Origin of the sequence: Bradyrhizobium sp. AZCC 2230, from assembly GCF_036924495.1 — a bacterium.
Taxonomy (GTDB): domain Bacteria; phylum Pseudomonadota; class Alphaproteobacteria; order Rhizobiales; family Xanthobacteraceae; genus Bradyrhizobium; species Bradyrhizobium rifense.
In genome coordinates this window covers 6252467-6265329 of sequence record NZ_JAZHRS010000001.1, presented here as the reverse complement: position 1 = coordinate 6265329, position 12863 = coordinate 6252467, and the positions used below count along the sequence as shown (strand labels likewise).

Here is a 12863-nt window from a genome sequence, read left to right as displayed (position 1 = left end):
TCTCCGAAGGCCTAGACGTCCAGCGTCACCGTCACCGGCACGTGATCCGACGGCCGCTCCCAGCTTCGCGCATCGCGCGAGATCTTGAAATCCTGGACCGCGTCTTTCAGCGCGCGCGAGACCCAGATGTGGTCGAGCCTGCGGCCGCGGTCGCCGACGGTCCAGTCGGCGGAACGGTAGCTCCACCAGGTATAGACCTTTTCCGACATCGGGATGCGGTCGCGCGCGACGTCGATCCATTCGCCCGCTTCAAGCGCCGCCTGCAGCTTCTCGGTTTCGATCGGCGTGTGCGAGACGACCTTGAGCAGCTGCTTGTGCGACCACACGTCGTTCTCGTGCGGCGCGACGTTGAGATCGCCGACCAGGATATGGCGATCTTCTTCGCGCGGATGCAGCGGCTCGCACGCCTTCATCTCGTCGAGAAAGCGGAGCTTGTGGTCGAATTTCTCGTTCAGTGCGGGATCGGGAATGTCGCCGCCGGCGGGCACGTAGAAATTATGCAACACCAGCGGCTTTGCGATGTTGGCCTTCTCGCCGAACGACACCGAGATGTGACGCGAATCCACCTTGTCGCAGAAAGTACGGATGTCCGAGGACTCGAACGGAATCTTCGAGACGATGGCGACGCCGTGATAACCCTTCTGCCCGTTCAGCGCGACGTGCTCGTAGCCGAGCCGCTTGAAGCGCTTCAGCGGAAAGGCGTCGTCGATGCACTTGGTCTCCTGGAGACACAGCACGTCCGGCCGTGCGCTCTTGAGAAACTTCGCGACCAGATCGATGCGCAGCCGCACCGAATTGATGTTCCAGGTTGTCAGGGAAAGACGCATGAGAATTGCGTCTTAGCAAGCTCTCGTAGGGTGGGCAAAGGCGCAAAGCGCCGTGCCCACCGTCTTTTCTGAGTTTGGATCGAGAATGGTGGGCACGCTTCGCTTTGCCCACCCTACGGCACTGCGGCACTTACCCCGGTGACGGCACGCTGTAATTGGTGAAGTCGATCTTGAACATGCTGGGATCGAGCTTCTTGCCCGCATCCAGATTATAGACCGCGATCGTGGTGTCGTAGCCCTGCGGATCGGTCACGGTCCATTGCTTCAGCTGGCCGTCTTTGGCGCCGATCATCAGCAGCAGCCGGCTGGTGCCGACCAGCGCCTGCTTCTCCTCGATGGTGACGCTGATGAAGAGATCGTCGGCGGTGACGTTGACGACGTTGGTGTCCTTCATCAGGTCGATGCGGTCGGACAGCAGGAAGCGGAGCGGCGTCTGCGACAGCGGATAGACATCCTGCGTCGCGAGCTTGCGGTCGCGCACCACCACCGACGATCCGTCGGCGACGATGTCGATCGGGCTCGGCGGATCATATTCGAAGCGCAACTTGCCGGGCTTCTGGATGTAGAAATCGCCCTGCGTCTTGCTGCCGTCGGGGCCGACCTGGACGAAATTTCCGACCAGCGTCGACAGCGAGGACAGATAGGCGCTGACCTTGGCCGCCTGCGCCTTCTGCTTGTCGTCGAACGTCTGGAAGATACTGCTCGGCACGTTGCGGCGCGGATCTGGAATGACCGGATTCGGCGGCGCCTGCGTCGCGCCGGTAATCGACGGTCCGCCCGACGGCGGAGCAGCGTCGCGGGCCTTCGGTGCCGGTTTCGGCACGGGCACGGTCTGCGCCATCGACGCAGCGGTCACCATCGCGGCGGTGACGAGCAGCACGCCCGCCACGCGCGCGCTGCGCGCAGCGATTGAGGCCGCGAATCGGATGTCCGGATGTTGGGTCAACGCGTCGTCCTGTGTGGCTGGGCGTCGTTTTAGCGTGATTTCGGGCAAAAGCAGATAACGTTTTTGCGTGAAATAGGACTTTGAGGCGGCTCGCCTCACATATGGCTGTCTTCTTCTTCGACCAGAATCTCGCGTTTGCCGGCGTGGTTGGCGGGTCCGACGATGCCTTCCAGTTCCATCCGCTCCATCAGCGATGCGGCGCGGTTATAGCCGATTTGCAGGCGGCGCTGGATGTAGCTGGTCGAGGCCTTGCGATCGCGTTTGACGATGGCAACGGCCTGCTGGAACAGGTCGCCGCCGCCATCCGCGCCCATGCCGCTGGCGTCGAACACGGCGCCGCCGTCCTCGTCCTCGGTCGGCTCTTCGGCGGTGACGGCCTCGAGATATTCGGGCTGGCCCTGCGTCTTGAGGTGGCGCACCACCTTCTCGACTTCATCGTCCGAGGCAAAGGGGCCGTGCACGCGGCTGATGCGGCCGCCGCCGGCCATGTAGAGCATGTCGCCCTGGCCGAGCAGCTGCTCGGCGCCCATCTCGCCGAGAATCGTGCGGCTGTCGATCTTCGAGGTGACCTGGAAGGCGATGCGGGTCGGGAAGTTCGCCTTGATGGTGCCGGTGATGACGTCGACCGAGGGACGCTGTGTCGCGAGGATGACATGCAGGCCGGCGGCGCGCGCCATCTGCGCGAGACGCTGCACGGCGCCTTCGATGTCCTTGCCGGCGACCATCATCAGGTCGGCCATTTCGTCGACGATGATGACGATGTAGGGCAGCGGGTCGAGCGAGAGCTTTTCTTCCTCGTAGATCGCCTTGCCGGTTTCCTTGTCGAAGCCGGTATGCACGGTGCGCGTCGGCTCTTCGCCCTTGGCCTTCAATTCGCCCAGGCGCGTGTTGTAGCCGTCGATGTTGCGCACGCCGAGCTTGGCCATGTTCTTGTAGCGCTCTTCCATCTCGCGCACCGCCCATTTCAGCGCGACCACCGCCTTCTTCGGATCGGTCACGACGGGGGTGAGCAGATGGGGAATGCCGTCATAGACGGAGAGTTCGAGCATCTTCGGATCGACCATGATCAGCCGGCACTGGTCCGGGCGCAGCCGGTAGACCAGGCTGAGAATCATGGTGTTGATGGCGACCGACTTGCCGGAGCCGGTGGTACCGGCGATCAGCATGTGCGGCGTGCGCGCGAGGTCGATGATGACAGGATCGCCGCCGATGGTCTTGCCGAGGCAGAGCGGCAGTTTTGCAACCGTGTCGATGGTCTCCTTGGCGACCAGCAGCTCGCGCAGATAGACCTTTTCACGATGCGCGTTCGGCAGCTCGATGCCGATGGCGTTGCGGCCGGGGACGACGGCGACGCGCGCCGACAGCGCGCTCATCGAACGGGCGATGTCGTCGGCAAGGCCGATCACGCGCGACGACTTGATGCCGGGGGCCGGCTCCAGCTCGTACAGCGTGACGACCGGACCTGGATTGGCTTTCACGATCTCGCCGCGCACGCCGAAATCCTGCAGCACGCCTTCGAGCGCGCGCGAATTGGCTTCCAGCTCGGCCTTGCTGAGCGGCTGGCGATCGCCGGCCTTGGGCGCAGCCAGCACGGACACGGACGGAAGCTCGAACTTGTCGGAGGATTTCTTGGAAGCGGCTTTCGGTGCGGCCTTCTTGCGCGGAGCACGCGCGGCCGGCTCCTCTTCTTCCTCCTCGTCTTCCTCTTCTTCGTGCTGGTCCTCGGAATCCTCGTCCGCGGACTGCGGCGAGATCGAGGGCGCGGCACGGCCGCCGAGATTGGGTTCCTGCCGGCTGAACGAAACTGCCTTGGTCTTCGATCCGCTCGAGACCAGCGAGCGATAGGCCGCGCCGAACAGCCAGATCAGCCGTGCCTTGGTGCTCATCACCGCGTGGAACAGCCAGCCCAGCGACACCGAGCCGCGATCGCTCTCCTCGTCTTCGTCGAGCGGCTTGTCGTCGTCCTCGATCTCCGCGAGCTCTTCGTCATGCTCGCGTGCGCCGAGACCGCAGGCGATCAGGAAGGTCGCAGCCAGTGCGACGAACAGGATGGCGGCGAGCACCATGCGATAGATCGCGCCGGGCGGCCCGAAAATCACCGCGGGCGCGCGCACCAGCGCATCGCCGACCACGCCGCCAAGCCCGGTCGGCAGCGGCCAGGCGCCACCATGCGGCCAGCAGCTGACAAAGCCCGCCGCGATCACGGTGCAGAGAATCCAGGAGCCGAGCCGCAGCGCCTCGCGGTCGAACGGGCGATGGGTCATCATGCGCCAGCCCCACACCGCGACCGTCAGGATCAGCATGATCGCGCCGAGCCCGAGGATCTGCATCGCGAGGTCGGCACCGATGGCGCCGGCATAGCCGAGAATGTTGCGAATCGGCCGCGAGGTCGCGTGGCTGAGGCTCGGGTCCTGCACCGACCAGGTCATCAGCGCGGCGGACGCGACGCCCGAGAGCGTGATCAGGCCGAAGCCGGCGAGCTCGCGCGCGCGCCGGCTCAGTGCCTCGCGGATCGAGGGTGGCAGATGGCCGACCAGGGGAATCACACGTTCGATTGCCGACATGCTCATGGGCCCGCCTAACCCAGAGTTTCGACCAGCCGGTGCAGCGCCTGCGCCGTGGTCTCACTATCCTGCACCAGCGCCAGGCGAATATAGCCGGCACCGGGATTGAAGCCGTCTGGCTGACGCCGCGCCAGGTAGGAACCGGGCACCACGCGCACGCCGGCTTCCTTGAAAAGCCTGAGGGTCACGGAGACATCGTCGCCGATCTCGGACGTATTGAGCCAGACGCAGAAGCCGGCGTCGGGCCGGCGATAGCCGTAACGATTGCCGATGATCTGGTCGGCGAGATCGAACTTGATCCGGTAGAGCCTGCGGTTCTCCTCGACATGCGCCTCGTCGCCATAGGCAACGATCGCGACATGCTGGAGCGGCACCGGCACCTGCGGCGCCGCGATGTTGCGCAGCTCCAGGAACATGCCGATCAGCTTCTTGTCGCCGGCGGCGAAGCCAACCCGCAGGCCCGGCAGGTTGGAGCGCTTCGACAGCGACTGGAACGCAACCACGCGGGTGAAATCGGGGCCGGCACATTCGAGCGCGCTGCCCGGTGCTTCGCGGGTGTAGATCTCGGAATAGCACTCGTCGCTGAGGATCACGAAGTTATGGCGATCGGCGAGACTCTTCAGGCGCGTGAAATAATCGCGCGAGGCGACCGAGCCCTGCGGATTGGCGGGTGACGCCAGATAGAACGCGACCGTGCGCGCCAGCGTCGCTTCGTCGATGGCGTCGAGATCGGGCAGGAAGCCGTTTTCGACGATGGTCGGCAAATAGACCGGCTCGCAGGCCGCGGCACCGGCACCGGCGCCATAGACCGGATAGAACGGGTTCGGCATCAGGATGGCGGGCTTGCCGGGACGTGGGCCGACATAACGCGCTGCTGCGATCGCGGCGAGGAACAGCCCTTCGCGGCTGCCATTGAGGACAAGAATCTCGGCCTTGGGGTCGAGCGGCCGCGGCAGCCTGAAGCGCGACGACAACCAGGCGCTCGCGGCCTGGCGGAATGGCTCGGTGCCTTGGTTCATCGGGTAACGGCCGAAATCGGCTATGTGCTTGGCCAGCACCGGACCGACGAAATCGGGCACCGGATGCTGCGGTTCGCCGACCGCAAGCGAAATCAAGGGCTTGCCGGGCTGATGCGGCGCCAACAGCTCGTTCAGCCGGACGAACGGCGAGCGTTCATTGTCGGAGCTTCCACCGGCTAGCGGCGCACGGGATGAAGCGGTCATAGCCATTCTGGGCGCCAGCACTCATGGAACGGCCGGCGCATGGATACGCCAGCGGGAAAGCGGTTCAGTTCACCATAGATAGGGCGAGGTTAAGACGCGATTAACCATCGGTCGGCCGGCCCGTCCAGAGCCGGAAAAATGAGGCCGGATAACAACGGGATGCGGTGGTGGTCCTAACCTCTCCCGCAAGCAAAGCGGGAGAGGGAGCGCACCGGATTTCCTGGCTCGACTCGATCTTCAGTGCGCCGGCAGCTTCTCGAAGGTCGCCATGCCCGCGGGGATCGCGTGGAACTCCTGCTTGTCGCAGGTGTAGATCGCCATCTGCGGGTGGAACTGCTTTGGCTCGTCCAGCGTGCCGACCTTCACGATCGTGGCCGGCAGTCCCGGAACCTTGGTTACCAGATGGGTGCCGCATTCGGCGCAAAATTCCCGCGTCACGGCGTGCTCGAGGTCCTTGCGGGTGAACTGCTTGGGTTGCCCGGTGATGTAGGTGAAGCCCGCCGCCGGCATCGCGATGAAGGTGTTGGGCGCGCCGCCCGAGATGTACTGGCACTCGCGGCAGTGACATTGGGCCTGCATCATCGGATCGCCCTCGGCCACATAGCGCACTTCGCCGCAATAGCATCCGCCTTCCAAACGCATGACGACCTCCCGTTTTGTTGTTCGTTGTGGTCGTTATTTCTGCGCCGGCAATCTGGAATGGCAATCTCTTTCTTCGAGGCGTGGGGCAAAAAGAAAGGGGCTCCAACTTGCGCTGGAGCCCCTCAACGGTCGGGGCATTGCCGGGTATGTGCCCAAACCGTAGTTGTGGACGCGATCCCCGAGGAGAGATCGCGCCCCGGGAGGAGGGGTTACATGTTGTAGGCGCGCTCGGTGTGGTCGGTGATGTCGAGACCTTCACGCTCGCTCTCGACGTTGGCGCGGAGGCCAACGATCACATCGACGACCTTGTAGAGGATCGCCGAACCGACACCCGACCACACCAGCGTGGTGCAGACGGCTTCGGCCTGGGAGATCATCTGCGCCGCGAAGTCGTAATCGGCAACCTTGGGCGGGATCGCGGTGTAGTCGATGATGCCCGCACCACCGAGAGCCGGATTGACCAGGATGCCGGTGCCGAGGGCACCGACGATGCCGCCGATGCAGTGCACGCCGAAGACATCGAGCGAGTCATCGTAGCCGAGCGCGTTCTTCACGACGGTGCAGAAGAACAGGCAGACCACGCCGACCACGAGGCCGAGGACGATCGCACCCATCACGCCGGAGAAGCCGGCGGCAGGCGTGACGGCCACGAGGCCCGCGACAGCGCCGGAGATGACGCCGAGCACCGACGGATGACCCTTCACGATCCACTCCGCGAACATCCACGACAGCGCGGCGGCTGCGGTGGCGACGAAGGAGTTGGTCATGGCGAGCGCAGCGCCGCCGTTGGCTTCGAGGTTGGAGCCGGCGTTGAAGCCGAACCAGCCGACCCAGAGCAGCGAGGCGCCGATCATCGACATGGTCAGCGAGTGCGGAGCCATCAGGTCCTTGCCGTAGCCGGTGCGCTTGCCGATCAGCAGAGCGCCGACGAGACCTGCGATGCCGGCGTTGATGTGCACCACGGTGCCGCCAGCGAAGTCGATCGCGCCTTTCTTGAAGATCCAGCCGGCGTCGGCGTTGATCTCGTCGAGCTTGGCCTGAGCCGCCGTCTTCGCAGCCGCATCACCCGCAGCAGCCAGAGCCTTGGCAGCGTCCTGGATCGCGTCCGGGCCGGGCCAGTACCAGACCATGTGCGCGATCGGGAAGTAGATCAGCGTGACCCAGAGCGGGATGAACAGGGCGATCGCCGAGAACTTCATGCGCTCGGCGAAGGCGCCGACGATGAGGGCGGGCGTGATCGCCGCGAACGTCATCTGGAAGCACACATAGACGAGCTCCGAGATGTTGGCGTCGACCGAGAAGGTCGCGGCCTTCGAGTCGGTGGTGACGCCCATCATGAAGGCCTTCGAGAAGCCGCCGATGAAGTCGGAGCCGCCGGTGAAGGCGAGGCTGTAGCCGTACACGGCCCAGATCACGGTGACGACGCAGACGGTGTAGAACACCTGCATCAGGACCGAGAGCATGTTCTTGGAACGAACGAGGCCGCCGTAGAACAGCGCGAGACCCGGGATCGTCATCAACAGCACGAGCACTGTCGATGTCAGCATCCAGGCGTTATCTCCCTTGTTGACCGTTGGCTCGGCATAGGCTGCGGTCGCAGCGAACAGGCCGACTGCGAGAGCCGCCAATCCCGCGCCATAGGGACGCTTAAACGTCATTTCATTTACTCCTGATTGGATTTTGGTTGAGCGCGAAATCAAAGGGCCGCGGCGTCGGCCTCACCGGTGCGGATGCGGACCGCATGGTCGAGGTTGATGACGAAGATCTTGCCGTCGCCGATCTGTCCGGTTTTCGCAGCCGACGTGATGGCGTCGATGGTCTTGTCGACCTGCTCGGAGGCGACAGCGACTTCGATCTTGATCTTGGGCAGAAAGCTCACGGCATATTCGGCGCCGCGGTAGATTTCCGTATGGCCTTTCTGACGGCCATATCCCTTGACTTCCGTCACCGTGAGACCGTGAACGCCAATGGCGGTCAGGGCGTCACGGACTTCTTCCAGCTTGAATGGCTTGATAATCGCCATAACAATTTTCATGGGTCCTATCCCCGCTTGGGCCCGGTCCGGACGTGGCCGGGCGTTTCTCGACTGGTTCGCCACGAGGGAGAAAGTTCACTACGCGGGCACAGCCAGGACCCTTAGAATCAAATGCCGTGCCAGATCGGGCGGCTTGCCTAACGGACTATGAAAGCGGGGGTTTTCGCGTTTGACGGGTATCGCGGTGCAGTGCGCTATTACGTCGCGCTCAATCCATGGTCATACCTGATCAAAAAGAAGGCACGACAGGCTGCCGACACAATCGCTGCCCACGCGTCGGGCAGCGGAGAGGTATTTAATTACAGGAAAAGCTCCAGAAGGGCCTCGCCGCGCTGCGAAATATCGAAGCGGCTCCCGCCGTGCCCACGGGATATGCGCAACCGACTTCGACCGTCAGGCTGGCTCGCGCTCCGCGAAGACCCGGTCGATCAATCCCCACTCGACCCCTTGCGGCGCGGTCATGAAGTGGTCGCGGTCCAGGGTCCGTTCCACCTCCGCCTCGGTGCGCCCGCAATGCTGCGCGTAGAGCCGGGTGATGCGCCGCTTGGTCTCCTGCATTTCGTTGGCGTGGATCAGGATGTCGGACGCCTGGCCCTGGAAGCCGCCCAGCGGCTGATGCACGTGAAGGCTTGCATTGGGCAGGGCTGCGCGGTGACCGGGCTCGCCGGCCATCAGCAGGAACGAGCCCATCGAGCGCGCGGTGCCCATGCACAGCGTATGAACCGGCGCCTTGATGAACTGCATGGTGTCGTACATGGCCAGCCCGGAGGTGACCACGCCGCCATAGGAGTTGATGTAGAGATTGATCGGTCTGTTCGGGTTCTCCGCCTCCAGGAACAGCAGCTGTGCGCAGACCAGTCCGGACATCGCATCATTGACCTCGCCGTTGAGGAAGATGATGCGCTCGCGCAGGAGCCGCGAATAGATGTCGAAGGATCGTTCGCCGCGGGCGGATTGTTCGACAACCATAGGGACGAGCTGAAGCATGTCGCGCATCGGCGACCTCCATGTCTGCAGGTGATGAAGTCTGTTTGTCGTTAGGCCGCCGCGCGCATCATGCAGCAATTGCTGTTGGCCGCTTGCGGTAGTGCTACCTCGCAGGCCTGCTGGATGATGCGAAAGCGCGTGCCGCCGTCCTCGTTCGGCTCGATCCGGAAGATGACGTGGCTCTCGCGAAACGGCGGCTCTGAATCGCGAAGCCGGTAGCGCACCTCTTCGCCTGCGATCGTTGATTCCGGCTCGGCGCCCGCAAGGTCGCAATCCGGCAGCCAGCGCTCGCGCAGGGCCGGAATGGTCACGGCGCGCCAGACCTTTGCCGGCGGCGCATCGAAATCATATTCGAGCACCAGGGCTTCTTCGCGCATTAAGGCTTCGTCGGAGGGATCAGGCTTCGCTGCGTCGCTCATTGATCCATATCCTTCAAGAGATCGGCGAGAGCTTCCATGCGCGTCGGCCAGTAGGCGCGGTAGCGCGCAAGCCATGCCCCGATGGCCACGATTCCGTCCGGGTCGACTTCGTAATTCACAAAGCGGCCCTGGCGCTGTTCGCGCACGAGGCCCGCCGCGCGCAGCACCGAAAGATGCTGCGACATCGCCGGCTGGCTGATCTCCAAGCCGTCGCGCAAGGCGCTGGCATTCAGGCTTCCGCCAGCGAGCTTCTCAAAGACTTTTCGGCGCGTCGGGTCGGCCAGCGCCTTGAAGATGTCGGCTTCGATCATGCCGATACATAAGCACGTACTTATGTGTCGCGCAAGCTCCGATTACTGAAGTGCTTCGCCATGCTGCGAGATATCGAGCCCCTCGAGCTCGTGCTCGCGCGAGACGCGCAAGGGCACGAACAGGCCGACCAGCCTGAGCAGGACAAAGCTCACGCCGGCCGACCAGACGAAGGTGACGGCGACGCCGTAGAGCTGGATCAGCAATTGCTGCGGATGGCCCTCGAGCAGGCCGGCCGTGCCGCCGATCGCGCTGGTTGCGAACACGCCGGCGAGCAGCGTGCCGGTCAGTCCGCCAATGCCGTGGACGCCGAACACGTCGAGCGAATCGTCGTAATTGAAGCGGTGCTTCAGCCAGGTGCAGGCCCAGTAGCAAATCCCGCCTGCGGCGATGCCGATGACGATGCCGTGCCACGGTGCGACGAAACCGGAAGCCGGCGTGATGGTGCCGAGGCCTGCCACCGCGCCCGAGATCATGCCGAGCACGGAGGGCTTGCGCCGCGTCGACCATTCGATCGCGCCCCAGGTCAGCGCGCCGGAGCAGGCCGCGAGGTGCGTTGCGATGATCGCCATCACGGCGCGCGAATTGGCCGCACCGGCCGAGCCGCCGTTGAATCCGAACCAGCCGACCCACAACAGGCCGGTGCCCATCACCGCAAGCGAGAGGTCGAATGGCGACAGATTTTCAGTGCCGTAGCCGTGACGGCGCCCCATCACCTTGGCGGCGACGAGGCCACCGGTGCCGGCCGACAGATGCACGACGAGACCGCCGGCGAAATCCAGTACGCCCATGCTGGCGAGAAAGCCGCCGCCCCACACCCAATGCGCCAGCGGAATGTAGACGAAGATGAACCAGGCGACGGAGAACAGGAGATAGGCGGAGAACCGCATCCGGTCGGCGACCGAGCCCGCGACCAGCGCCACCGTGATGATCGCAAACGTCATCTGGTACAGCATGAACAGCGCTTCGGGGATTGTCTTCGCTGCCGGGTTCACGCTGTCCATGGTCATGCCGGCGAGAAACCAGCGGTCGAGCGAACCGATCCACGGGCCGTCGCCGACGAAGCACAGCGAATAGCCGAATGCGACCCAGAGAATCGAGATGATCGTCACCGCGGCAAGGCTCTGCGCCATGGTCGCGAGCACGTTCTTCTTGCGGACCATGCCGGAATAGAACAGCGCAAGTCCCGGGATCGTCATCATCAGCACCAGCGCGGTGGCGACGATCATCCAGGCAGTGTCGGCGGTGTTGATCTCGCCCGTCGTGGCGTGCGCCGGCGCGGCCATGACCAAAGCAAATCCGATTCCCGCAGCCATAGCAGCTGCGCGGCGCAACAATCCCGCCATGTCATTTCCCCCGGCATAGTGATGGCGTCGCACGCGTGGCGTCGTTGCCCGCCGCGATCGAAGAAGAGATTGCGTTAGAGCGCGTCGCTGTCGGTTTCGCCGGTGCGGATGCGCAGCGCGTGATCGATCGGCGTGACGAAGATCTTGCCGTCGCCGATCTGCCCGGTGCGGGCGGTCGCGGTGATCACGGCGACCGCCTTGTCGGCGACGTCGGTGGCGACCGCGATCTCGATCCGCAGCTTCGGCAGGAAGTTCACGACGTATTCCGCACCGCGATAGATCTCGGTGTGACCCTTCTGGCGGCCGTAGCCCTTCACCTCGGTCACGGTCATGCCGTGGACGCCGATCGCTGTCAGGGCCTGACGGACCTCATCGAGCTTGAAAGGTTTGATGATCGCGACGACGAGTTTCATGGTCAGGCCTATTTCCCGGGGGGCGCCGCGCCGTCCCCCGGCGCTGCGTCAATCTGGCATCTTTCCGGGCAAATGGCACAAAAAACTTGCAGATTGAAGCGGAACAAACGTTTGGCCAAGGGAGGCCATATGAACGGCCGCCTCTGTACAGGGCAACGTTTCATCCGTCACAATGCATTTTTGGCATGGATGCGGTGAACCCGCACCTGTCGGGCGGTACATAAGTATTTTGGGGGGCGCTTCATGGCGAGTTGGTTCTACGCATCCGAGGGCAAGCAGCAGGGGCCCTATCCGGAGGGACAATTCCGCGACCTGATCGCCCAGGGCGTCGTGCGTCCGGAGACGCTGGTGTGGTCCGAGGGCATGGCCGGCTGGCAGAAGGCTACCGAAATTCCCGGTCTGATCTCGGGCGGCGGAGCGCCGCCGATGATGCCGGTCGGAGGCCCGCCGATGATGGGCGGCGGCGGCTATACGGATAGCGGTAGCGCCGCCGGCGGATCGCTGTCGGTCGATTTCGGCATCCTCGACTTCACCTGGCGCACGCTGGTGATGCTGATCGGCTCGTGCTTCATCATTCCGATTCCGTGGCTGTTCGTCTGGTACACGCAATGGATCGTGTCCTGCGTGAGAGTTCCGGGGCGGCCGAACCTCTCGTTCACCGGCAATGCCATGGCGATCGTGCCGTGGTTCTTCGGCTTCATCGTTCTGGCGATTGTCGTCGGCTACACCGGCATCCAGGTTCTGAGCACCGCGCTCTACATCGTCCAGATCGTTCTCTACTGGATGCTGCTCAAATGGATGATTGCGAACATCGCCTCCAACGGGCAGCCGCTCGGCCTCAGCTTCACCGGCTCGGTGCTGGGCTATATCGGCTGGAACCTGCTGTTCGCGGTTTCCATCATCACCATCATCGGATGGGCCTGGGTCGCCGCGGCGCAGCTGCGCTGGACCTATCGCAACATCCAGGGGACGCGTCGGGAGATCATCTTCAGGGGCAGCGGATTAGGGATTCTCTGGCGCGGAATCGTGGCGGCGATCCTGTGCGGCTTCATCATCCCGATCCCGTGGGTTTATCGCTGGATCATGAACTGGTTCGCGTCGCAGACCGAGCTGGCGCCGCGCGGTTCGCTGTAAGCACGACCCAAACAACCC

At 63.9% G+C, this 12863-nt stretch carries 13 protein-coding genes; 1 reads left to right on the top strand and 12 read right to left on the bottom strand.

The features are described from left to right. Positions 1-11: 11 nt before the first annotated feature. The 12 genes from xth to V1280_RS30000 all read right to left on the bottom strand — a co-directional run bounded on the left by xth (position 12) and on the right by V1280_RS30000 (position 11711). Positions 12-827, bottom strand: coding sequence for an exodeoxyribonuclease III (gene xth / locus V1280_RS30055; RefSeq protein ID WP_334532815.1), 816 nt, complete (start codon positions 825-827; stop codon positions 12-14). Positions 828-957: 130 nt separating this feature from the next. Continuing rightward, positions 958-1716, bottom strand: a complete 759-nt coding sequence (locus V1280_RS30050) for an outer membrane lipoprotein carrier protein LolA (RefSeq protein ID WP_148777310.1) — start codon at positions 1714-1716, stop codon at positions 958-960. Positions 1717-1868: 152 nt separating this feature from the next. Beyond that, complete coding sequence (locus V1280_RS30045; protein ID WP_334532812.1) at positions 1869-4343, bottom strand: DNA translocase FtsK; 2475 nt, start codon at positions 4341-4343, stop codon at positions 1869-1871. Positions 4344-4351: 8 nt separating this feature from the next. Continuing rightward, positions 4352-5566, bottom strand: coding sequence for an aminotransferase class I/II-fold pyridoxal phosphate-dependent enzyme (locus V1280_RS30040; RefSeq protein WP_334532809.1), 1215 nt, complete (start codon positions 5564-5566; stop codon positions 4352-4354). Positions 5567-5797: 231 nt separating this feature from the next. Further along, the gene (locus tag V1280_RS30035) at positions 5798-6202 is read right to left on the bottom strand and encodes a GFA family protein (protein ID WP_334532806.1); all 405 of its coding nucleotides are present in this window, start codon (positions 6200-6202) and stop codon (positions 5798-5800) included. A gap of 209 nt (positions 6203-6411) precedes the next feature. Continuing rightward, on the bottom strand, positions 6412-7860 hold the full coding sequence (locus V1280_RS30030; RefSeq protein WP_334532803.1) for an ammonium transporter: 1449 nt from the start codon (positions 7858-7860) through the stop codon (positions 6412-6414). Between the two features lie 38 nt (positions 7861-7898). Next, the gene (locus V1280_RS30025; protein WP_027535364.1) at positions 7899-8237 is read right to left on the bottom strand and encodes a P-II family nitrogen regulator; all 339 of its coding nucleotides are present in this window, start codon (positions 8235-8237) and stop codon (positions 7899-7901) included. Positions 8238-8630: 393 nt separating this feature from the next. Beyond that, the gene (locus V1280_RS30020) at positions 8631-9233 is read right to left on the bottom strand and encodes an ATP-dependent Clp protease proteolytic subunit (protein WP_148777279.1); all 603 of its coding nucleotides are present in this window, start codon (positions 9231-9233) and stop codon (positions 8631-8633) included. A 41-nt stretch (positions 9234-9274) separates the two neighbouring features. After that, positions 9275-9643, bottom strand: coding sequence for an SRPBCC family protein (locus V1280_RS30015; RefSeq protein WP_334532795.1), 369 nt, complete (start codon positions 9641-9643; stop codon positions 9275-9277). Then, positions 9640-9954 (bottom strand): ArsR/SmtB family transcription factor, encoded by a 315-nt coding sequence (locus tag V1280_RS30010; RefSeq protein ID WP_334532793.1) that lies wholly within the window; start codon positions 9952-9954, stop codon positions 9640-9642. The genes V1280_RS30015 and V1280_RS30010 overlap by 4 nt, the downstream gene beginning before the upstream one ends. 42 nt (positions 9955-9996) lie before the next feature. Next, positions 9997-11298, bottom strand: coding sequence for an ammonium transporter (locus tag V1280_RS30005; protein ID WP_334532791.1), 1302 nt, complete (start codon positions 11296-11298; stop codon positions 9997-9999). 74 nt (positions 11299-11372) lie between these two features. Continuing rightward, positions 11373-11711 (bottom strand): P-II family nitrogen regulator, encoded by a 339-nt coding sequence (locus V1280_RS30000; RefSeq protein WP_148777282.1) that lies wholly within the window; start codon positions 11709-11711, stop codon positions 11373-11375. 243 nt (positions 11712-11954) lie between these two features. Between V1280_RS30000 and V1280_RS29995 the strand changes: the two genes are divergently transcribed. Continuing rightward, positions 11955-12845, top strand: coding sequence for a DUF4339 domain-containing protein (locus V1280_RS29995; RefSeq protein WP_334532788.1), 891 nt, complete (start codon positions 11955-11957; stop codon positions 12843-12845). The last annotated feature ends 18 nt before the right edge of the window (positions 12846-12863 follow it).